Origin of the sequence: Rhizobium sp. R634 (genome assembly GCF_002211305.1) — a bacterium.
In the GTDB taxonomy this organism is placed as follows: Bacteria; Pseudomonadota; Alphaproteobacteria; order Rhizobiales; family Rhizobiaceae; genus Rhizobium.
Genome location: NZ_LOKW01000005.1, coordinates 139,655 through 158,471 on the forward strand (window position 1 = coordinate 139,655; position 18,817 = coordinate 158,471).

Below are 18,817 nucleotides of genomic sequence, written 5' to 3' on the forward strand. Positions count from 1 at the left end.
AAGATCGACCGCCCTTCAATCCTCCCGCTTCGACCCCACCAGATTGGCCGCGACGATGGCTGCCAGCACGCCGGCGGTGAGCAGCGGCTGGGCGCGGACGAGGCCGAGGCCTACCGTTGCCATGGATTCCAGCGCGGCGCGGCGGTCGCGGGCGCGGCGGGCCTCGCGGGCGTTCATGATCGACATCACCACCAGCACGATGATTGCGAGCAGCAGCGCGCAGGCGGCGAGGAAGAGGGCGGCGCCGACCGGGCCGTAAATGCCGGCGAGCCAGATGGCGCCGGCGGTGACCGCCAGCGCGTAGGCGGTGAGGAGGAAGAGCACGGCAAGCGCGATGAAGATGCCGTTGCGCTTCGTGCGTGCGATGGTCCGCTGCACGCTTGCGCCCGTCAGCAGGCTGAGGATCGAAAAGAGCATCGCGCTTCCTCAGCGGCGGGCGAGGAAGGCGATGGCCAGGCCGACAGCGGCTGCGGCGCCGATGGTTGCGAGCGGATGCTTGCGCACGGTCTCGCGCATTTCAGTCGCGCCGCGCTCATAGCCGTGCTGCAGTTCGCGCAACAGGTCCTCGCTGCGGCTCAGCAGTTCGTCATAGCCGGCGCTCGCCTGGCTGTGGATCTTGTCGCCCTGGTGGCGCGATCCCTTGCCGACGAGGCGCGTCAGTTCGGCAAGTTCGTCGCGCAGGGCTTCGATCTGCTCTTCGATGCCGGATTCGATATTGTGGAAGGTGCCGTTGCGGCGGCTGCGGCCGGAGTGGAAAATGGAATAGGTCATGGCTGTCTCCATTGGCTGGGGCGCGCGCAAGCCCGCCTGTTCTGCACCGGGGGTCATGACAGTTGGTTGCATGCATGAGACCGCCCGGCATTGACCCAAATCACTGCCGAAAACGTGCCGGACGCCGAAAAGTTCCGCCAGACAGGGCGGTTAGCGCCGGGAGATGGCGCTGTGGGCGAGCACGAAGGGCGTGCCGTCGGCCGGCACCTGGTTGATCCGCAGCGGGCAACCGAACACGGAGAGCATGGTTTCGTCGTTCAGGACGTCGCCGACGCTGCCGGCGGCGGCGAGCCGGCCGGATTTCATCAGCACGATGCGGTCGGCAAAGAGGGCGGTCAGGTTGAGGTCGTGCATGACCGCGATGACGCCGCCGCCGCGTTCGCAGAAATTGCGGGCGAGCGTCATGATGGTCAGCTGGTGGCTGATGTCGAGGCTCGAGACCGGCTCGTCGAGCAGCAGCCAGCAGGGCTTGCCGTCGACGACGGGCTCGGAGATCTGGCAGAGCACGCGGGCAAGCTGCACACGCTGCTGCTCGCCGCCCGACAGTTCCTGGTAGAAGCGGCCTTCGAAGCCGGTCAGGTCGACGGAGGCAAGTGCCGCCGCCGCCGTCTGATCGGCCTTGTCGGGATTGAGGTTCAGGCCCGAGGTCAGGCCCATGCGGACGATCTCGCGCACGGTGAAGGGAAAGGAGATGGTGCTGGCCTGCGGCAGCACGCCGCGAACGGCGGCAAGCTGCCAGGGTTTCAGCCCTTTCACCTCGCCGCCGCCGATGCGCACCGAGCCGTCATAGCCGAGTTCGCCCGAGATCGCTTTCATCGTCGTCGTCTTGCCAGAGCCGTTCGGCCCGGCGATCGCCGTCAGCTCGCCGGCCTTTGCCGTGAAGGCGACGTCGCTGATGATTGATTTGCCGGAAAGGCGCACGGAAAGGCCGGACACTTCGATCATCTGCACGTCACTCATAAGGTCGCTTAGAGGGCAAGGCGCGAACGCTGCTTCAGCAGGATCCACAGGAAGAAGGGACCGCCGACCGTTGCGGTGATGATGCCGATCGGCAGCTCGGCCGGGGCGACCAGGGTGCGGGCGAGCACGTCTGCGAAGATCAGCAGCGAGCCGCCGAGAAGGGCTGCGGCCGGCAGCAGGAAACGATGATCCGGCCCGATCGCCATGCGCAGGATATGCGGCACGACGATGCCGACGAAACCAATGCCGCCGCTGGCGGCGACGGATGCGCCGGTCGCCGCGGCGACGCCGACGATCGCGACATTCTTCAGCCGCTGGACGGGAACGCCCATATGAAAGGCGGCGGCTTCGCCAAGCGTGATGGCATTGAGGCCGCGGGCCATCAAGGGAAGGGCGGTAAAGGACAGAAGCACGATCGGGCCGGCGGCGGCGATCTTCGTCCATGTGGCACCGGCAAGCGAGCCCATGCTCCAGAATGTCAGGTCGCGCAGCTGCTGGTCGTTGGCCATGTAGATCAGCAGGCCGGTGAGGGCGAGCGCAAGCGCGCCGAGCGCGATGCCGGCGAGCAGCATCGTCGCCACCGAGGTCTGGCCGTGGCGGGTGGCGATCCTGTAGAGCAGCAGCGTCGTGGCGAGGCCGCCGCCGAAGGCAGCCGCGGGCAGTGCGTAGATGCCGAGAAGCGCTTCGAGCGGGGCTGCGAGACCGCCGCCGAGCACGATCATGGCGACCGCGCCGAAGCTTGCGCCGGAGGAGACGCCGACGAGGCCGGGATCGGCCAGCGGATTGCGGAACAGGCCCTGCATCACCGTGCCCGAAACGGCGAGAGAGGCGCCGATCAGGAAGCCGAGGATCGTTCGGGGCAGGCGGATGTCGAAGATGATGATCCGGTCGCGGGCGGTAAGCGCCGTCTCGGAGCCGGCCATGTTGGCGATGACGTCGACGATCGAGGCATCCGAGGCGCCCGTCGTCACCGAAAACAGTATCGAGAAGACCGAGCCGGCAATGAGCAGGGCGATCGCCAGCAGGGCGAGGCGCGTCCTGTCGCCCGCCTGCCTGACTTCGCGCATCTCCATCGGGACCAGTCGCCTTCGTTCCGTCATGGCTTGCGGCAGGGCCATGATCAGCCCCCGTAGATCGCCGCGTTGAGGTCCCGCACCGCGGCTGCCGTGCGCGGGCCGAAACCGAGCAGGTAGACGCCGTCCATCCGGATGATCGCTTTCTTCTCGCCGGCCGGCGTCAGCGCGATCGCCGGCTGGGCCAGCAGATCCTCGTTCTTGGTGCCGGCGCCATCGCCGCGATTCATCATCAGGATGATGTCGGGCTTGGCTTCGATGATCGCCTCGTCCGTCAGCGGCTTGTAGCCCGGGAATGCGCCGACGGCGTTGACGGCGCCGGCAAGCTTGATGACGCCATCGGCTGCCGTGCCGGTGCCCGATGCCATGATCCGGCCGTTCTGGGCGCTGAGGATGAAGAGAACGCGCTTGCGCTCGGCCTCCGGGCGCTTTCCGGTATCGGCGATCGCTGCGTCGAGATCGGCGGCGACCTTTTCTTCCAGCGTCTTCGCCTTGTCGGGCACGCCGAGCAGGGTGCCGACCCGGTCGATCTTGGCGATGATGCCGTCTCGGGTAAAGGTGTTCGGTACGGTCTCGAAGGGCACGCTGGCGTTCTTCAGCACGGTCAGCGCTTCCGGCGGACCGGAACCCTCGACGGCGATGATCGCCGTCGGGTTCATGGCAAGGATGCCTTCCGGCGAGAGGGCGCGCATGTAGCCGACATTGGGCAATTTCAGCGCGGCTTCCGGATAGAGGCTCGTCGTGTCGCGGGCGATCAGCCGGCCTTCCTCGCCGAGCGCATAGACGATCTCGGTGACGTCGCCGCCGACCGACACCAGGCGCGACGTATCGAGCTTCCTGTCCTCGGCATGGGCGGCACGGACGAAGGCGAAGCTCTCGCCGGCCGGCGCGTTCGGGATCAGCGGCAGCGCCATGACGGCGGCCGTGAGGGCCAGTTGCCAGGGGCGGATCCCTCGCAGATTGTTACGCATCGTCATCGCTGTGATCCTCAAGCGGCCACGCTTGCTGCCCGCGGCAGGTTTTCCATGATCTCGCGCCATTCGGCGCGCTCGTCGAAACCTTCCTGCCGCTTGCCGAAGAACTGGATGATCATCTCGCCCTCGGCATTGTAGGCCTCCAGCGAGGTCACGTGGCCATCCTTGGTCGGCTTGCGCACCGCCCAGGTCTCGGCGATGTGATCCTGGCGAAGATGCAGGTGGAAGGTCGGGTCCATGATGTTGATCCACGGACCCATGGCCTGCACGTTGAAGATCGGGCCGGAATGGATCTGGACGATGCCGTTATTGGCGACGAAGCACATGATCGGCAGGCCCGACTTCACCGAAGCATGCATCATCTCCGCCGTCGCTGTGTTGTCGAGCTTCCAGGCATAGTCGTCGCCAACCGTGCGGATGGCGGCCTGGCGGCCGATCTTCAGGCGCTTCAGCATGCCGAAGAACTCGTGGGTGTCGGTAAGCTTGCTCCAGTTGTCGCGCAGCTCGTCGCGGCTGACATCGGCGGCGTCATCGGCGGCATTCGAGATCTCGGCCTCAACGAATTCCTGCGACTGCTCTTCGAGCTTCAGCTCGGCGACGATCGCATGATAGGCTTCGACATTCGAATTCGGGCGCAGATGCACCTTGTGCACGGCGTTGCCCGCCTTGTCGAAATATTGCAGGCTGAGGCGCTCTTGATCGCCATCCTTCTTGGAGACGGCGAAGCCATGCTCCCAGCGGCTCGGGAAGATGCGCAGGTCGATATTCTCGCCGAGCACGATCGCGCTCTGCATGCCGGCCTTGATGTTTTCGAAGACGCCGATCTTTTCGTGCACGGCACTTTCGTTGCGCGACAGAGCCATCACTTCGCCGAGGCGTTCCACCCGTTCGAGAAGCTTCGTCGCGCTGCCGTCGATGCGGGTGACGCTGATGCCGGTTTCGGCGGCGACGAGGGCTGCCTCGGAAATCTTCAGCTGGGCGGCGATGTCGCGCTCGCGCATTTTCGGGTTTTCGGCGCGAAACGCACGGATTTCGGCTGGCGCCGGTCTTTTCTGCTCAGTCATGTCTTACCTACTTATTGGCCCTATTTATTGAGAATGAGCTTGCCCTGGCGGGTGATCTTCAGGCGGTAAACCAGCCCGTCGTGTCTGATCATGATCTCGTTCGTGCCGCGGAAAAGATCCGCGCTTTCGACGATCCGGTGTTGCGCCGCCGGCTCGCTGGGCAGTGGCGCATGCTTAAAGCTATCTGGTTTTTCAACCATCATTTCGGCTGGCAATTCCATGAGACCGGGGATCGGGAGGTCTCCGGCTGCGTTTACAATTATCTTGACTTTCATACTCATAGTTTTTTAAAGACGCAATAGGAGACTAACGCAGTCAAGTTTTTGAGATTGCTGATATGAAGCCGTCCGCCGACGGCTCGCGACAATGCGGAGAAGATTATGACGGGTAGGTTTGCGGCCGTTGCGGCCGGCATCGTGATGGCGGTTTCAAGCGTATGCCAGGCACAGGAGGCGGCGCCCGCCGCTTCTCTCGATGTCGAGCTCAATGCGCTGGCGCCTTCGCAGAAGGGCTGCATGATGACCTTCGTGGCGCTCAACAAGCTGCCTGCCGCCATCAACAAGGTCTCCTTCGAGCTCGCCTTCTTCAACGACAAGAATGCCGTCGACCGCATCACCGTTCTCGACTTCCGCGATCTGCCGCAAGGCAAGAAGCGCGTGCGCCAGTTCGACATGCCGAATGTCAAATGCGAGAGCGTGACCCGCATCCTCATCAACGACACGCCTGTTTGCGACGGGCCGGCCGCCGGCGAATGCATGAAGGGTATCGTCACCCGCTCGCAGATTTCCGTTCCCTTCGAGGGATAAGAACACGCCGGGGATGAACCCCGGCGGGCATGTTTCAGGCTGTCCGAGGCGTAACAATGGCGATTTCAGCGAAGTCCAGATCGAGACACGCGCTCATCGAAGAGGCGGACGCCGGCGACAGCCTGAACGACAATACGCCCGGCATGCATCCCGGCCACGAGCTTCCGGAACTGCGCAACGCGCAGCGCCAGCCGGCCGGCGAAACGGTGATCCACTACACGCGTTTCGCCCAGATATCTTCCTTTCCCGACCATCCGGAAACCGCGCCTGCGGCTCCGGCCCCAGCGCCGCCGATGGATGCGGCAGTGGAGAAGCAGGAAGACGAGCAGACGCCGGTGCGGCGGCGGGTGGCGCTGAGTTGTGTTTGCTCGCTGATTTTCCATGCGACGCTGGCCGCCACGCTGTTTGTCGTGATGCCCGCGCCCTCGGATGAGACGCTGATGGAGGCGGGCGAGGCGATCAGCGTGGTCATGCTCGGCAGTTCCGACGCCGATCAGAGCGCAGCCGGCGACACCGAGGTGACGATACAGGAAGAAGTGGTCCCAGAGGCTGTTGAACCCGATACGGTTAAGCCAGTCGAAACAGCCGAGGTGCAGCCGGAGGTCGTCCAGCCGGAAACCGTGCAGCCGGCTGACGCAGAGCCGGTCGAGACCGTTCAGCCTATACAGGACGTTACGCGTCAGTCAGCCGAGACGATCGCGACTGTAGAACCGGAAGTTCTCGTCTCGGAAACCCCTGCCGAAACATCCGTCGCACAGCCAATGTCGACGGTGGTGCCGGAGCAGCCGGTGATTTCTACTGAACCGCCGACAGTAGCCGCGATGCAGTCCGAGCCGGAAGAGATCAAGCCTGTCGAGGTGGCTCCCGTTTCTCCCGAGCCGGAACCGCCCACGGAAGTGGCTACTCCGCAACCGAAGCCGAAGCTGGAGAAGCCTGTAGAAAAGAAGGTGGTGGAAAGAAAACAGCCGCCGAAGAAAGCACAGGGCTCGGAAGGCGATGCCAAGCAGGAATCTCGCAGAGGAGCTGCCGACGGTCAAGCTAACGCCAACTCCGATAACAATTCGCGGACATCCGGGGGCAGGGTAGGCGCTGGCGGTGCTTCTCAGGCAAATTACACGGGTAAGGTTTTTTCACGCCTATCTCGTTGTATTGACCGGCTGAAGTCGCAGTATCGGGATACTGCGGTATCCCTAAGAGTTCGCGTTATGGTCAATAGCGACGGAAATGTCACCTTATCGCGCATCACTAGAGGCTCCGGTATGGCCGACGTGGATAACGCGGTTCTAGGCAGCCTGAATTCCTGCAGTCTTCCCGCTTTGCCTGATGGATGGGGGGCGTCGCACATATTCGACTTTCCGGTCCAAGTCACAGCCCGATAAAATATGATAAAAATAATCAACTTTATACTTTACTGTAAAAATCAAGTTTAATAAGGTCCGTTCGCACACGCAGGAATCGTGTGACGATCAACGAGCGAACGGGTGGTATATGGCTCGCAAGGGCAAGAAGGGGTCGAACCGGGAGGTCCGCGAGAGCGCGGGCGAGGAGGCCGGCTTGGCATCCCATGGCCGATCGAAACTCGATGGCCGGAGTTTCCTCTATGTCGGCGGGCGTGACTGCCAGGTGGCGCATCTTCGCCAGATCTGCAGCAATTTCGGCGCCGAGCTCATTCATCACGACGGGGGCTTGCGCGAAGCGGTTTCGCGCATCGATACCGTGCTTCCCTCGGTCGACTGCGTGTTCTGCCCGATCGACTGTATCAGCCACGATGCCTGCCTGCGCGTAAAGACCGGCTGCAAGAAGTTCGGCAAGGCCTTCATCCCGCTTCGCAACGGCAGCAAGTCCAGCCTGGAGCGTGCGCTGCAGACGATGAACGAACGAGACAATTCCCGATGAACGACCACCGCCCCGACGGCTTCACCATGATCGGCCTGCACAAGCTCGCCGCCCAGAGCGGCGACGGCCTCGTGCCCGAGCTCTACGAACTTTTTCAGCAGCATGCCGAACGCCAGCAGATCTATCAGAACGTGACGCTGTTCCCGACCTGGGAGGCGCGCATGCCCGGAGAAGCGACGACGAGACCGCTTGGCGCGGCGGCGGCAAACGGCAATAATATTCTCGCCTTTCCCTCTCGTGCGGCAAGGGTGGCCAAGAGGAAGGCGTAAGGAGATTTCATGTACATCGCAATGAACCGCTTCAAGGTCGTCACCGGGACCGAGGGCGATTTCGAGACCGTCTGGCGCAACCGTGATTCCAGCCTGGTCGAGGTGCCCGGTTTCGTCGAATTCCGCCTGCTGCGCGGCAAGCTCAACGAAGAGGAGGGCTATACGCTCTATTCCTCGCACACGGTCTGGAAGAGCGAAGAGGATTTTCTGAACTGGACGAAGTCCGAGAATTTCCGCGCCGCGCACCGCAATGCCGGCGACCGCAAGGCGATGTATAAGGGGCCGCCGGTCTTCGAAGGCTTCAACGTGGTCGATGGCATATGAACCAGGGGCCTGATCGCATCGAGGTCCTGCCGGTTCTTCCGTCGCTCGATATCGATGCGACGCTTGCCTTCTATCGAGACAAGCTCGGCTTTGCCAATGTCGTCTATCAGGCGGAGGATTATCTCATCCTGCGGCGTGACGACATGGAACTGCATTTCTGGCGCACCGAAGATGCCGGGCTCTGCGAGAAGACCTCCGTCTATCTCCGGGGCGGCGGTATCGGCGCCCTTCATGCGGAATATCGCGAAAAGGGCATCGAACGCCTGACCGAGATGGAAGTGCGGCCGTGGAACATGGAGGAATTCTATATCCACGATCCGCACGGTAACCTCTTGCGCTTCGGTCGCGTACCGCAGCAGCGCGACTAAGCTCTGACGCGGAAGACAGCACCTGCCGCAACGGCCAGCCAGCCGAGCATCATCGCCCAGCCGCCGGTCGGTGCGGCATAGGGGAAGAGGCCGGCGCCGGTGAAGCGCAGGGTGACGAGGTCGCCCGCAAAGAGCAACGTTCCGACAATCATGAGAAAACCGGCCAGCCAGGCGGTTTTGAGCCTTGCGGTGCCGAGAGCCAATGCCAAGAGGGCAGGGGCGTGGGCGAGGCACATGGCGGATGCGGATGCCGCAAGGTTGGCTTGCCCGCCGCCGTGGGCGGCAAGGGCGGCGAGCGCCACGCCTGATACACCGAACAGGCCGGCAAAGAGATAGAGCACCGGCTCCATACGCGCGTTCAGGCTCATGGCTGTTCCTCGGTGTCAGGGGCCTTGTTCTGCATGTGATAGGCAAGGCGTTCGACCGGCGCCCAGATCAGGTCGCGCAGCGCCTGGCTGGCGATCGTCTCGTCGAGCGCGCGGCGGAAGCAGAGCAACCATTCGTCGCGCTCGACCGGGCCGATCTCGGCGACGAAATGGCGGCTGCGCAGGCGCGGATGGCCGCGCTTGTCGGTATAGAGCGGCGGGCCGCCGAGATAGCCGCTCATATATTCGTAGAATTTCTCTTCGCTGCCCTCAAGGCTCGGCGGATGAACGGCGCGCACGTTGCTTGCCTCCGGCAGTTCGTCCATCAGCGCGTAGAAGCGATGCGTCAGCGCCCGCACGGCCGAATCGCCGCCGATCGCTTCATATAGAGTGGTGACTTTTTCCGTCACGAAACCATCCCCGATATCATTGCCATCCGCCCGCTCCTTCATGCACCGGGCGGAAAACGATCGCAACTGTCATCAAAGTGCCGCGGCATTTCGCCCATAATGCCTATGGCGCAAGCTGTTCAGTCGATTCTTCTTGACAAAACCGTCCGGACGGTATCTTTATATTTTCATGTCGAACGCTCATCATCGCAAGAAACAACCGGCTCTCGTGCGCCAGCAGTTGCTGGAGGTCGCCGCGCGCCTTGCTGCCAGCGATGGAATGGCGGCCGTCACGCTCGATGCGGTCTCTGCCGCCTGCAGCGTCAGCAAGGGCGGGCTGCTGCACCATTTCCCGACGAAGAATGCGCTGCTCGATGCGCTGTTCGAGAGCCTGCTCGACAAGTTCGACGCCGATATCGAGGAATTGATGCGCGGCGATCCGCAGCCGCAGGGCCGTTTCACCCGCGCCTATGTCAGGGCGGTGTCCGGTCTCAAGGATCGCCCCGACGATTCCAAAAGCTGGACGCAGGTGACGATCGCGCTTCTTGCCGAACCCCGGTTGCGCCTGCGCTGGCGACAATGGGTGCAGGCGCGGGCCGAGGAATATGTCGGCACCGACTCCTCGCTCGACGCGCAGATCGTGCGCTTTGCGGCCGACGGCCTGTGGTTCTCCGATACGTTGGAGAGCCATGACATCAGCGATGCTCTGAGGCGGGATCTCATCAGCCGCCTTGTCGAGCTGACCGGAAAGTAATTCGAAAAGGAATGCCGCCATGAGCCAGGCCGCCATTTACGGGCTGCTCTTTGCAGCCATCGTGCTCGAAGTCATCGGCACGACCGCGCTGCAATTGTCGCAGCAGTTCACCCGCATCGGGCCGACGGCACTTGTCGTCGCCTGCTATGCGGCGGCCTTCTATTGCCTGTCGCTGACGCTGAAAAGCATTCCCGTCGGCATCGCCTATGCGATTTGGAGCGCTTTGGGAATCGTGCTGATTTCCTCGGTCGGCCTCGTCTTCTTCAAGCAGCGCCTCGACCTGCCGGCGATCATCGGCCTCGGCCTGATCATATCGGGCGTGGTCGTCGTCAACCTGTTCTCGAAATCCGTTTCGCATTGATTTCACTGTAATATTCTCGAATCTTTCTTCGAGCTTCGCGCGACAAATTTTCCCCTTTGTCAAATTCCTGACAAAGGGCTATGTGTTGCTTGGACGTGGAGGAGATCGGGGCGCACCCAGCGCCCGTTTCCAAAGCGCTTTGAATTCTGCTTTTCCCGCCTGCTCGATACTTCCAGCTTCCAGAGGAGCACATCATGGCCATACGCACCGTCGTCTGGGGAGAGAATATTCACGAGACCACCAATGAGATCGTCCGGGGCATCTATCCCGAGGGCATGCACACGACGATCGCCAATGCCCTGAATGCCGACCCCGCCATCTCGGCGACGACCGCGACGCTGCAGGAGCCGGAGCATGGTCTGAGCGAGGCCCGCCTTGCCGAAACCGACGTGCTGACCTGGTGGGGCCACAAGGATCATGGCGCGGTCTCCGACGTCGTCGTCGAGCGTGTCGCCAGGCGCGTCTGGGAGGGCATGGGCCTGTTGGTGCTGCATTCCGGCCATTTCTCCAAGATCTTCAAACGGCTGATGGGCACGCCCTGCGCGCTGAAATGGCGCGAGGCCGGCGAACGCGAGCGGCTGTGGACGATCAACCAGCGCCACCCGATCGCCGCCGGCATCGGCGAGCATTTCGAGCTCGAGAACGAGGAAATGTACGGCGAGCAGTTTTCTGTGCCGGAGCCGCTGGAAACGGTGTTCATCTCCTGGTTCCAGGGCGGCGAAGTGTTCCGCTCGGGCCTGACCTGGCGGCGCGGGGCCGGCAACATCTTCTATTTCCGCCCCGGCCACGAGACCTATCCGACCTATCACGACGCCACCGTCCAGAAGGTGCTGATCAACGGCGTGAAGTGGGCCTATAACCCTGAAGCGGCGTTGACTGCCATTACCGACGCTCCAAATGTGCCGGTAGAAAAGGCACTGGAGCCGATCGTCGAACGCGGCCTGAGACTGCACCAGGCCGGCGAAGCCGGTTACCGCTGAGGAGCATCCATGCGACTACTCGTTCTTGGCACGGGCGTGATGGCGAAAAACCAACTCACCCACTTCAGCAAAATCGACGGCGTGACCGTGGTCGGCGCCGTCGATACCGATCCCGACCGGCTTTCCGCCTTCGCCGACAAGTTCGGCATCGAAAAGCGGTTTCTTTCGCTTGATGAGGCGATCGCCTGGGGCGAATTCGATGCGGCGACCAACATCACGCCGGACCGCATTCACCACCCGACGACGATGGCGCTGATCGCCGCCGGCAAACATGTACTCTGCGAAAAGCCGCTGGCGGAAAACTATCCGAAGGCGCTGGAAATGACCGAGGCGGCCGAAAAGGCCGGCGTCATCAACATGGTGAACCTCACCTATCGCAATGTCGCGCCGTTGCAGCGCGCCCGCGAGATGGTGCTGTCAGGTGAGCTCGGCACGATCAAGCATGTCGAGGCCTCCTATCTCCAGAGCTGGCTCGTCTCGCGCGCCTGGGGCGACTGGCGCACGGAATCGACCTGGCTGTGGCGGCTTTCCACCGGCCACGGCTCGAACGGCGTGCTCGGCGACGTCGGCATCCATATTCTCGATTTCGCCGCCTATGGCGCGGCCACCGACATCGACAATGTCTTTGCCCGGCTGAAGACCTTCAACAAGGCGCCGGGCGGCCAGATCGGCGAATATATGCTCGATGCCAATGACAGCTTCACCATGGCGGTCGATTTCGCCAACGGCGCGCTCGGCGTCATCCATGCCAGCCGCTGGGCGACCGGGCATCTGAACGAGTTGAAGCTGCGCATCTACGGCGAAAAGGGCAGCCTCGAGGTCATCCACCGGCCGGCCGGCTCCGAGCTGCGCGGCTGCCTCGGCGAGGATGCCGAGACCGCCACCTGGAAGGAGATCGAGGTGGCGCCGGTGCCGACCAACTACCAGCGTTTCGCCGAGGCGGTCGCAAGCGGCATCCAGCCCGACCCGAACTTCCGCCACGCCGCCAACCTGCAGAAGGTGCTCGACCTCGCCATGGTGACCGAGCGCGAGCGGCGCGAGCTGAAGGTCTGATCAGCGGTTCGAGCCATGACGCCAACGGCCGGCCGTTGGCGCAGCCGGATGAAAAGGGGCCCCGCCGAAGCGGGGCCTGAGGTAGCCGAGCCGCAGCAGGCGGTCTCGAGCTTTTGATTATCTGCTTATTCGATCACCTGCACGACGCGATGCGTGCGGGGTTCGACGATCACACGGCGATCGTTGACGACAGTGTAAGCATATTTCGGGTTGTCGGGCACCGGCGTCACGACGACATCGGCCGGAAGCGGCTTGCCAACGACGATCGGCTGTTCGACGACCACGCGGGAGGTCGGGGCGGGCTGCTGCTCGACATAGGTGACGACCTCACGCGGCGGCGGATCGACCACGGCACCGGCGACACCGCCGGCGACGCCGCCAATGGCAGCACCTACAGGGCCACCGACGATCGCGCCGGTGATGGCGCCGCTGGCCGCGCCGGTGACAGCGCCGTCAGCAAGCGCGTTGGTGGCGAAAGACGAAAGCGCAAGGGCGCCGGAGACAAGTAGAATCTTGTACATTTTGCTTCTCCTTTGCTGGGGTTGCGTCTGGGTAACGACGCCGCCTGGCCGATGTTCCGGCAGGAGATTCACGCTTTGGAAGCCCGGTTTACATTCTGTGAGGCAGCTCAAATCGCCTCATTCCAGGCGACGGCGGAAGAGCCAGGCGGCGGCGCTGAGGGTGACGGCGGCGATCAGCGCCAGCGGAATCGTCTGGTGCACCACCTCGCTCAAAGGGATGTCCTTCAAGAAAACACCTTTGACGATCACCAGGAAGTAGCGCAGCGGGTTGATGAAGGTTATCGGCTGCAGCCAGCCGGGCATGTTTTCGATCGGCGTCGCAAAGCCCGAGAGCAGCATGGCCGGGACCATGAACAGGAAAGCGCCGAGGATCGCCTGCTGCTGCGTCATCGACAGCGCCGAGATGAAGAGGCCGAGGCCGGCGACCGAGCCGAGATAGAAGATCGCGCTGCCGTAGAGCAGGAAGAGCGAACCGCGCAGCGGCACCTCGAAGAGGAAGACGGCGGCGATGATATAGACGGTGATGTGGAAGAGGCCGATCATCATCGGCGGGATCAGCTTGCCGATCAGGATCTCGTGCATGCGCAGCGGCGAGACCATCAGCTGGTCGAAGGTGCCGAGCTCGCGCTCGCGGGCGATCGACAGGGCCGTGACGATCAGGCCGATCAGAAGCGCGATGCTGGCGATCAGGTTCGGCACCATGAACCATTGGAAGGTGAGGTTCGGGTTGAACCAGTTGCGGGGCACGGTCGAGACCATCTCGCTGCCGGCGCGCTTGCCTGCCGGCGTCTCGGCGGCAAGGGCCGCGCCGATCTGCGAGAGGTAGCCTGCGACGATCTGCGAGGCATTGGAGCGGCGGCCGTCGAGCACGACCTGCAGATCGGCAGGTGTTCCCGCCTCGATGCTGCGCGAAAAATCCGGGCCGATCTCGACGGCGGCGATCACCGTCTGGTTGTCGATCGCCACCCGGACTTCACCCTGGTCGGCGGCGAATGCGATGTCGCGAAAGGTCGGCGAACCGTCGATGCGCTCGATCAGTTCCTGGCCCCAATGGCCGCTGTCGCGGTTGAGGATCATGACGTCGACATTGCGCACTTCGAGCGTGGCGGCATAGGAAAAGACGAGGAGCTGGACGATCGGCGGGCCGATCAGGATGGCGCGGCCCTTGGGGTCGCGCAGCACGGCGAGCAATTCCTTGACGATGAGGGCGTAAAGCCTTGTCCATCCCATCTCAGCCGATCCTCTTTCTGGTGCTGCGCGCCGCCAGCATGAACATCACGGTGCCGATCGTCAGCATGACGGAGATCGCCTTGGCGAACATCGGCCAGATGTCGCCGGCGAGGAACACGGTCTGCAGGCTGGGGATGAGGTAGCGTGCCGGCACGATGAAGGTGATCCACTGGATGATCTGCGGCATCGAGTTGATCTCGAACAGGAAGCCCGACAGCAGGAAGGCCGGCAGGAAGGCAGTGATCAGCGCCAGCTGCGAGGCGAGGAACTGGTTCTTGGTCGCCGTCGAGATCAGCAGGCCCTGGCCGAGGGCCGGGATCAGGAAGGCGGCCGAAAGCGCGTAAAGGGCCGCGACCGAGCCGCGAAACGGCACGCCGAAGAGAAAGACCGCCAGCAGCACGCAGAGCGTCATCGAGGTGAGGCCGAGCAGGAAATAGGGCAGAATCTTGCCGGCGAGCAGTTCCACCGCCGTCACCGGCGTCGCCATCATCGCCTCCATCGTGCCGCGCTCCCATTCGCGGGCAACGACGAGCGAGGTCAAAAGCGTGCCGACCAGCGTCATGACGATGGCGATCGAACCCGGCACGAGGAAATTGCGGCTGGTGAGTTCCGGATTGAACCAGAAGCGCTGCTCGACCGAAATGGCGGGACTGCGGGAGGCGACGTCCGCCTGGCGCTGCTCCTCCCAGTTGGCAACAGCGCCCTGCGCATAATTCTGGACGAAATTGGCGGTGTTCGGGTCCGAGCCATCGACGATCACCTGGATGGAGGGATGGTTGCCGGCGGTATAGCGCGTGGTGAAATCGGCGGGGATGACGACGATGCCGCGCACCTTGCCGAGCACGAGATCCTCCTCGAACAGGCGCCGGTCGCGGCCGATCACCACATCGAAATAGCGCGAGGCCTGGAAACCGGCCGCCAGATCCTGCGTCAGCGGCGTCATCTCCTCGGTCGCCAGCCCGATGCGGGTGCGGCTGGTATCGAGCGAGACGCCGTAGCCGAAGAGAAAGAGCAGGATCAGCGGCAGCACGAAGGCGATGAGAATGCTGCTCGGATCGCGCACCGCCTGGTAGCTTTCCTTGCGCACCAGGGCAAATAGACGCCGAAGCCGGCCGGACGAGGCGCTCATGCCGCATCCTCCGCTTCCGATTGCTGCACCAGCGCGATGAAGGCATCCTCCATCGTCGGGTCCGGCTCATCCTTGGTCGCGACGCGGGCCTTCAACTCGTCGGGCGAGCCGAGCGCGATCGAGCGGCCGCGATAGATCAGCGAGATGCGGTCGCAATATTCGGCCTCGTCCATGAAATGGGTGGTGACGAGGACGGTGACGCCTTTTTCCACAAGCGCATTGATGTGGGTCCAGAATTCGCGCCGGGTGATCGGATCGACGCCGGAGGTCGGCTCGTCCAGGAAGAGGGCGCGGGGTTCGTGCATGACGGCGCAGGCGAGCGCCAGGCGCTGCTTGAGGCCGAGCGGCAGGTCCTTGGCGGCCTCGCGGGCATGGCGGCCGAAATCGAAGATATCGGCCATCAGCGCGATGCGCTCGCGCCGATGCTGTCCGCGCAGGCCATAGACGCCGGCGAAGAATTCGAGGTTCTGCATGATCGTGAGATCGCCGTAGAGCGAGAATTTCTGCGCCATGTAGCCGAGCTGGTTGCGGGCTTCTGCGGCGTCGCGGCGAAGATCGAAGCCGGCGACGCGGCCTTCGCCGCCGGTCGGCTTCAAGAGGCCGCAGAGCATCTTGAAGGTGGTGGATTTGCCGGCGCCGTTCGGGCCGAGCAGGCCGAAGATCTCGCCGCGGCGGATATCGAAGCTGATGTCGTCGGCGGCGGTGAAATCGCCGAAGCGTTTGGTCAGGCCCCTGGCTTCGATGACCGGCCGGTCGCCCTCGGCCTTCAACGGTTCCTGCGCCTCCGCCAGTCTGGAACGGCCGCCGGGACCGCCGCCCAGCATATCGACGAAGGCATCCTCGAATCGGGGCGGGGCAGGGGCAAGCGACGCGCCGTCGCCGGCCTTGCCGATATCGGGCGTCTTGTCCTTGGCCGCCACCAGACGGATCGCCTCGCCCTGGATCACGCCGTCGATGACGCCGTCGGCCTGCAGGAGCTCGGCAAGCACCTGCCGGCGGCGTCCCGTGACACCGGAAACCCTGAAGACCCGATCGCCGACGCGTTCGGTCAGCTCCATGGGTTTTCCCGAGAAGAGCAGCTTGCCCTGGTTCAGGAGCAGCACATGGTCGCAGGCTTCCGCCTCGTCCAGATAGGCGGTCGACCAGAGCACGCCGATGCCCTCCTTCGTCAGGTTCTCGACCATCTTCCAGAGATCGCGGCGCGAGATCGGGTCGACGCCGACGCCCGGCTCGTCGAGCAGCAGCAGGCGCGGCTTTTTCAGCAGCGCGCAGGCAAGGCCGAGCTTCTGTTTCATGCCGCCGGAAAGTTTGCCGGCGAGCCGGCCGGTGAAGCGCTTGAGGTCGGTGAAGGAGAGCAACTCATCGAAGGCGCCAGCGCGTTCGCTTTTCGGCAGGCCGCGCAGATCGGCGTAAAGATTGAGGTTTTCCAGCACCGAAAGATCCTCATAGAGGCCGAAGCGCTGCGGCATGTAGCCGATCGCCGCCTGAATACCGGCGGCATTCTTTCGCGTATCGAAGCCGAGAACCTCCACTGTCCCCGCATCCGGCAGCATCAGTCCGGTCATCAGACGGATCAGCGTCGTCTTGCCGGCGCCATCGGGGCCGACGAGGCCGGTGATCGCGCCGCCGCCGATCACGCCGGAGACGGCGTCAAGCGCCGACGGCGCGTCGGCGAAGCGCTTGGTGACGCCGTCGATCCGGACGAGCGGCCTGTCGTCCTGCCCTGTCTCGGCGGCGGTCATTGCTTGGCCGCCGGAGGCTCGGAAAGCCGCACCGTGACCGGCATGCCCTGGCGCAGATCCGGGCCGGGCCTGTCGATGACGATCCTCAGGCGATAGACGAGATCGGTCCGGAGTTCCGGCGTCTCCACCGATTTCGGGGTGAATTCGGCGACCGGCGAGATGAAGCCGATCGTGCCTTCATAGGGCTTGTCCGGCGCCGTATCGGAGGCGACCGATACCTTCATGCCGGGGTGGATGCGGCCGAGATCGGGCTCGGCGACGTAGCTGCGCACCCAGACAGGCTCGGTCAGGGACAGCACGAAGACGGTATCGGCCGGCGAGACGATCGCGCCGTTCTCGCGCACCCGCGAGAGGATGATGCCGTCGTTCGGTGCGCGCAGCTCCGTATCGGCGAGCGAGGTGCGGGCCGAGGCGAGCGTCGCCTCGGCGGCCTTCAGCTGAGCGTCGGCGGCGGCGATATCCTCGACGCGCGAGCCCTCCTCAAGCAGCTTCAGCGCTTCGCTGGCGGACTGGGAGCGAGCGGTGGCCATCGCCTTTGCGGCGGTCGCCTGGTCGAGGCTCGCCTCGGAGATCGTGCCCTGCGGGCGCAGCTGGCGGGCACGCTCATAGGCGAGGTTGGCGTTTTCGAGATCGGCGAGGCTCTCGTCATAGGCGGCGCGCGCCTGGGCGATCTCGGTCGGCCGCGGGCCGGCCTTCAGCTTGTCGAGCGTTGCGCGAAGGGCTGCGGCATTGGCCTCGCCGGAGCGGACGGCGAATTCATAGGGCGCGGCGTCGAGCTTCGCCAGGACCGCGTCCCTCTTGACGACATCGCCCTCGTCGACGCGGAGCTCGGAGAGGCGCCCGCTGACGCGAAAACCGAGCGAGACCTGGCGGATATCGACATTGCCGTAAAGGACGAATTCGCGGCGGGCCTCGGGCAGCCAGCCGAGCTTCTCGGGCAGGCCGTACCACCATGCGGCGGCCCCGCCGGCGGCGAGGAGAAGAATGGCGAGGGGAAGGATGCGTTTCATGCTGCACCGCCTTTCGGCTGGCCGATGACTTCGGCCAGCTCGGCCGCCAGGCGCCGCAGGATTTCCACCTGCTCGGGGCCGAAGGTCTCCCATTCCATCTGGGCGAGCACGGAGGCATGGGCGAAACGGAAGATGAGGATGCTGCCGACGAGATTGAAGGTGCGCAGGCGCACATGTTCGGATGCCGGATCCTCGCGCAGAATGGCGCCGACGAGCCGGCGGCCCATCTCGATCATCGGCCGCATGATGCCCTGATAGACCCGCCTGAAGGCTTCGGTCGGCTCCATCTGCTCGCGGATCAGGAAGCGGGCCCAGGGTTCGGATTCCTTGGCGACGAAGAGCGTCACCATGGTCTGGAGGACTTCGGTGAGGAAGGCGCGCGCCTCGGCTTCTCCGAGCGGTTCGCCGGCTGCGTCGAGCGCCATCAGATGCGCGCCGATGCGCGCCCGCATGCCGCTGACATGGGCGTCGATCCGCATCATCAGATATTCGGCGGTGGCGATGTAGAGGCCTTCCTTACTGCCGAAATAATAGGGGATTGCCTGCAGGTTGACGCCGGCGGCTTCGGTCAGCTGACGGGTCGAGGCGCCGTCGAAACCGTAGCGCCCGAAAACGTCGAGCGCGGCCGTCAGCATCTTCTGGCGCGCGATCTCTGCGCGGGCGGAGGCAGGTGGGTTTTGGGTGTCGTTGTTCTGGGTCATGACGGATTTATAACACCAACACTCAAATAAGTCAATCGAATGATATATTATGGGCAAGCAGGTATTCGTGAATGCGA

25 protein-coding genes are annotated in these 18,817 nt (G+C 63.8%); 10 read left to right on the forward strand and 15 right to left on the reverse strand.

Annotated features, from left to right (window positions below):
* Positions 1-15 precede the first annotated feature (15 nt).
* From ATY77_RS08895 to ATY77_RS08925, 7 genes are all read right to left on the reverse strand, one after another.
* The gene (locus tag ATY77_RS08895; protein ID WP_088687018.1) at positions 16-417 is read right to left on the reverse strand and encodes a hypothetical protein; all 402 of its coding nucleotides are present in this window, start codon (positions 415-417) and stop codon (positions 16-18) included.
* Positions 418-426: 9 nt separating this feature from the next.
* On the reverse strand, positions 427-771 hold the full coding sequence (locus ATY77_RS08900; protein WP_088687019.1) for a DUF883 family protein: 345 nt from the start codon (positions 769-771) through the stop codon (positions 427-429).
* 150 nt (positions 772-921) lie between these two features.
* Positions 922-1,716 carry a heme ABC transporter ATP-binding protein gene (locus ATY77_RS08905; protein ID WP_088687105.1) on the reverse strand — a complete coding sequence of 265 codons (795 nt, stop codon included), beginning with the start codon at positions 1,714-1,716 and terminating at the stop codon, positions 922-924.
* 23 nt (positions 1,717-1,739) lie between these two features.
* Complete coding sequence (locus ATY77_RS08910) at positions 1,740-2,849, reverse strand: iron ABC transporter permease (RefSeq protein ID WP_088687020.1); 1,110 nt, start codon at positions 2,847-2,849, stop codon at positions 1,740-1,742.
* 2 nt (positions 2,850-2,851) lie between these two features.
* Positions 2,852-3,781: an ABC transporter substrate-binding protein gene (locus ATY77_RS08915; protein WP_088687021.1), complete on the reverse strand. Its 930-nt coding sequence runs from the start codon at positions 3,779-3,781 to the stop codon at positions 2,852-2,854.
* 11 nt (positions 3,782-3,792) lie between these two features.
* Entirely contained in the window at positions 3,793-4,842 is a 1,050-nt protein-coding gene (locus ATY77_RS08920) for a ChuX/HutX family heme-like substrate-binding protein (RefSeq protein ID WP_088687022.1), read from the reverse strand.
* 20 nt (positions 4,843-4,862) lie between these two features.
* Complete coding sequence (locus tag ATY77_RS08925; protein ID WP_088673716.1) at positions 4,863-5,045, reverse strand: hemin uptake protein HemP; 183 nt, start codon at positions 5,043-5,045, stop codon at positions 4,863-4,865.
* A 177-nt stretch (positions 5,046-5,222) separates the two neighbouring features.
* On the opposite strand from ATY77_RS08925, the gene ATY77_RS08930 reads away from it, so the two are divergent.
* From ATY77_RS08930 to ATY77_RS08955, 6 genes are all read left to right on the forward strand, one after another.
* Complete coding sequence (locus tag ATY77_RS08930; protein WP_088687023.1) at positions 5,223-5,648, forward strand: hypothetical protein; 426 nt, start codon at positions 5,223-5,225, stop codon at positions 5,646-5,648.
* A gap of 56 nt (positions 5,649-5,704) precedes the next feature.
* Positions 5,705-7,027 (forward strand): TonB C-terminal domain-containing protein, encoded by a 1,323-nt coding sequence (locus tag ATY77_RS08935; RefSeq protein ID WP_088687106.1) that lies wholly within the window; start codon positions 5,705-5,707, stop codon positions 7,025-7,027.
* 109 nt (positions 7,028-7,136) lie between these two features.
* Entirely contained in the window at positions 7,137-7,544 is a 408-nt protein-coding gene (locus ATY77_RS08940; RefSeq protein ID WP_088687024.1) for a DUF2325 domain-containing protein, read from the forward strand.
* The gene (locus tag ATY77_RS08945) at positions 7,541-7,813 is read left to right on the forward strand and encodes a hypothetical protein (protein ID WP_088687025.1); all 273 of its coding nucleotides are present in this window, start codon (positions 7,541-7,543) and stop codon (positions 7,811-7,813) included. The genes ATY77_RS08940 and ATY77_RS08945 overlap by 4 nt, the downstream gene beginning before the upstream one ends.
* 9 nt (positions 7,814-7,822) lie before the next feature.
* Positions 7,823-8,137 carry an antibiotic biosynthesis monooxygenase gene (locus tag ATY77_RS08950; RefSeq protein ID WP_088687026.1) on the forward strand — a complete coding sequence of 105 codons (315 nt, stop codon included), beginning with the start codon at positions 7,823-7,825 and terminating at the stop codon, positions 8,135-8,137.
* The gene (locus ATY77_RS08955; RefSeq protein WP_088687027.1) at positions 8,134-8,505 is read left to right on the forward strand and encodes a VOC family protein; all 372 of its coding nucleotides are present in this window, start codon (positions 8,134-8,136) and stop codon (positions 8,503-8,505) included. The genes ATY77_RS08950 and ATY77_RS08955 overlap by 4 nt, the downstream gene beginning before the upstream one ends.
* Here ATY77_RS08955 and ATY77_RS08960 read toward each other — a convergent pair.
* Together ATY77_RS08960 and ATY77_RS08965 are read right to left on the reverse strand one after the other, a co-directional pair.
* A complete protein-coding gene (locus ATY77_RS08960; protein ID WP_088687028.1) occupies positions 8,502-8,873 on the reverse strand; it encodes a DUF423 domain-containing protein in 372 nt (123 codons plus the stop codon). The genes ATY77_RS08955 and ATY77_RS08960 overlap by 4 nt on opposite strands.
* A complete protein-coding gene (locus ATY77_RS08965) occupies positions 8,870-9,280 on the reverse strand; it encodes a group II truncated hemoglobin (RefSeq protein ID WP_088687107.1) in 411 nt (136 codons plus the stop codon). The genes ATY77_RS08960 and ATY77_RS08965 overlap by 4 nt, the downstream gene beginning before the upstream one ends.
* A 169-nt stretch (positions 9,281-9,449) precedes the next feature.
* Between ATY77_RS08965 and ATY77_RS08970 the strand changes: the two genes are divergently transcribed.
* The 4 genes from ATY77_RS08970 (at position 9,450) to ATY77_RS08985 (ending at position 12,407) form a co-directional block, all read left to right on the forward strand.
* Positions 9,450-10,013 carry a TetR/AcrR family transcriptional regulator gene (locus ATY77_RS08970; protein ID WP_088687029.1) on the forward strand — a complete coding sequence of 188 codons (564 nt, stop codon included), beginning with the start codon at positions 9,450-9,452 and terminating at the stop codon, positions 10,011-10,013.
* A gap of 19 nt (positions 10,014-10,032) precedes the next feature.
* Complete coding sequence (locus ATY77_RS08975; RefSeq protein WP_088672874.1) at positions 10,033-10,374, forward strand: SMR family transporter; 342 nt, start codon at positions 10,033-10,035, stop codon at positions 10,372-10,374.
* A 194-nt stretch (positions 10,375-10,568) separates the two neighbouring features.
* Positions 10,569-11,354, forward strand: a complete 786-nt coding sequence (locus ATY77_RS08980) for a ThuA domain-containing protein (protein ID WP_088687030.1) — start codon at positions 10,569-10,571, stop codon at positions 11,352-11,354.
* Between the two features lie 9 nt (positions 11,355-11,363).
* Positions 11,364-12,407: a Gfo/Idh/MocA family oxidoreductase gene (locus ATY77_RS08985; RefSeq protein ID WP_088687031.1), complete on the forward strand. Its 1,044-nt coding sequence runs from the start codon at positions 11,364-11,366 to the stop codon at positions 12,405-12,407.
* A gap of 125 nt (positions 12,408-12,532) precedes the next feature.
* Here the strand turns inward: ATY77_RS08985 and ATY77_RS08990 are convergent, their stop codons facing one another.
* The 6 genes from ATY77_RS08990 to ATY77_RS09015 form a co-directional block, all read right to left on the reverse strand.
* On the reverse strand, positions 12,533-12,928 hold the full coding sequence (locus tag ATY77_RS08990) for a DUF1236 domain-containing protein (RefSeq protein ID WP_088687032.1): 396 nt from the start codon (positions 12,926-12,928) through the stop codon (positions 12,533-12,535).
* Between the two features lie 117 nt (positions 12,929-13,045).
* Entirely contained in the window at positions 13,046-14,158 is a 1,113-nt protein-coding gene (locus ATY77_RS08995; protein WP_088687033.1) for an ABC transporter permease, read from the reverse strand.
* Between the two features lies 1 nt (position 14,159).
* The gene (locus tag ATY77_RS09000; protein WP_088687034.1) at positions 14,160-15,287 is read right to left on the reverse strand and encodes an ABC transporter permease; all 1,128 of its coding nucleotides are present in this window, start codon (positions 15,285-15,287) and stop codon (positions 14,160-14,162) included.
* On the reverse strand, positions 15,284-17,029 hold the full coding sequence (locus ATY77_RS09005; protein ID WP_088687035.1) for an ATP-binding cassette domain-containing protein: 1,746 nt from the start codon (positions 17,027-17,029) through the stop codon (positions 15,284-15,286). Before ATY77_RS09005 ends, ATY77_RS09000 begins: the two co-directional genes overlap by 4 nt.
* Positions 17,026-18,039, reverse strand: a complete 1,014-nt coding sequence (hlyD, locus tag ATY77_RS09010) for a secretion protein HlyD (protein WP_088687036.1) — start codon at positions 18,037-18,039, stop codon at positions 17,026-17,028. The genes ATY77_RS09005 and hlyD overlap by 4 nt, the downstream gene beginning before the upstream one ends.
* Entirely contained in the window at positions 18,036-18,740 is a 705-nt protein-coding gene (locus tag ATY77_RS09015) for a CerR family C-terminal domain-containing protein (RefSeq protein ID WP_088672882.1), read from the reverse strand. The genes hlyD and ATY77_RS09015 overlap by 4 nt, the downstream gene beginning before the upstream one ends.
* Positions 18,741-18,817 lie beyond the last annotated feature (77 nt).

What these genes read in the sequence shown, in the direction of transcription:
- ATY77_RS08895 (WP_088687018.1), bottom strand. Translation starts at nt 417, where the DNA reads ATGCTCTTTTCGATCCTCAGCCTGCTGACGGGCGCAAGCGTGCAGCGG.
- ATY77_RS08900 (WP_088687019.1), bottom strand. Translation starts at nt 771, where the DNA reads ATGACCTATTCCATTTTCCACTCCGGCCGCAGCCGCCGCAACGGCACC.
- ATY77_RS08905 (WP_088687105.1), bottom strand. Translation starts at nt 1,716, where the DNA reads ATGATCGAAGTGTCCGGCCTTTCCGTGCGCCTTTCCGGCAAATCAATC.
- ATY77_RS08910 (WP_088687020.1), bottom strand. Translation starts at nt 2,849, where the DNA reads ATGGCCCTGCCGCAAGCCATGACGGAACGAAGGCGACTGGTCCCGATG.
- ATY77_RS08915 (WP_088687021.1), bottom strand. Translation starts at nt 3,781, where the DNA reads ATGACGATGCGTAACAATCTGCGAGGGATCCGCCCCTGGCAACTGGCC.
- ATY77_RS08920 (WP_088687022.1), bottom strand. Translation starts at nt 4,842, where the DNA reads ATGACTGAGCAGAAAAGACCGGCGCCAGCCGAAATCCGTGCGTTTCGC.
- ATY77_RS08925 (WP_088673716.1), bottom strand. Translation starts at nt 5,045, where the DNA reads ATGATGGTTGAAAAACCAGATAGCTTTAAGCATGCGCCACTGCCCAGC.
- ATY77_RS08930 (WP_088687023.1), top strand. Translation starts at nt 5,223, where the DNA reads ATGACGGGTAGGTTTGCGGCCGTTGCGGCCGGCATCGTGATGGCGGTT.
- ATY77_RS08935 (WP_088687106.1), top strand. Translation starts at nt 5,705, where the DNA reads ATGGCGATTTCAGCGAAGTCCAGATCGAGACACGCGCTCATCGAAGAG.
- ATY77_RS08940 (WP_088687024.1), top strand. Translation starts at nt 7,137, where the DNA reads ATGGCTCGCAAGGGCAAGAAGGGGTCGAACCGGGAGGTCCGCGAGAGC.
- ATY77_RS08945 (WP_088687025.1), top strand. Translation starts at nt 7,541, where the DNA reads ATGAACGACCACCGCCCCGACGGCTTCACCATGATCGGCCTGCACAAG.
- ATY77_RS08950 (WP_088687026.1), top strand. Translation starts at nt 7,823, where the DNA reads ATGTACATCGCAATGAACCGCTTCAAGGTCGTCACCGGGACCGAGGGC.
- ATY77_RS08955 (WP_088687027.1), top strand. Translation starts at nt 8,134, where the DNA reads ATGAACCAGGGGCCTGATCGCATCGAGGTCCTGCCGGTTCTTCCGTCG.
- ATY77_RS08960 (WP_088687028.1), bottom strand. Translation starts at nt 8,873, where the DNA reads ATGAGCCTGAACGCGCGTATGGAGCCGGTGCTCTATCTCTTTGCCGGC.
- ATY77_RS08970 (WP_088687029.1), top strand. Translation starts at nt 9,450, where the DNA reads ATGTCGAACGCTCATCATCGCAAGAAACAACCGGCTCTCGTGCGCCAG.
- ATY77_RS08975 (WP_088672874.1), top strand. Translation starts at nt 10,033, where the DNA reads ATGAGCCAGGCCGCCATTTACGGGCTGCTCTTTGCAGCCATCGTGCTC.
- ATY77_RS08980 (WP_088687030.1), top strand. Translation starts at nt 10,569, where the DNA reads ATGGCCATACGCACCGTCGTCTGGGGAGAGAATATTCACGAGACCACC.
- ATY77_RS08985 (WP_088687031.1), top strand. Translation starts at nt 11,364, where the DNA reads ATGCGACTACTCGTTCTTGGCACGGGCGTGATGGCGAAAAACCAACTC.
- ATY77_RS08990 (WP_088687032.1), bottom strand. Translation starts at nt 12,928, where the DNA reads ATGTACAAGATTCTACTTGTCTCCGGCGCCCTTGCGCTTTCGTCTTTC.
- ATY77_RS08995 (WP_088687033.1), bottom strand. Translation starts at nt 14,158, where the DNA reads ATGGGATGGACAAGGCTTTACGCCCTCATCGTCAAGGAATTGCTCGCC.
- ATY77_RS09000 (WP_088687034.1), bottom strand. Translation starts at nt 15,287, where the DNA reads ATGAGCGCCTCGTCCGGCCGGCTTCGGCGTCTATTTGCCCTGGTGCGC.
- ATY77_RS09005 (WP_088687035.1), bottom strand. Translation starts at nt 17,029, where the DNA reads ATGACCGCCGCCGAGACAGGGCAGGACGACAGGCCGCTCGTCCGGATC.
- hlyD (WP_088687036.1), bottom strand. Translation starts at nt 18,039, where the DNA reads ATGAAACGCATCCTTCCCCTCGCCATTCTTCTCCTCGCCGCCGGCGGG.
- ATY77_RS09015 (WP_088672882.1), bottom strand. Translation starts at nt 18,740, where the DNA reads ATGACCCAGAACAACGACACCCAAAACCCACCTGCCTCCGCCCGCGCA.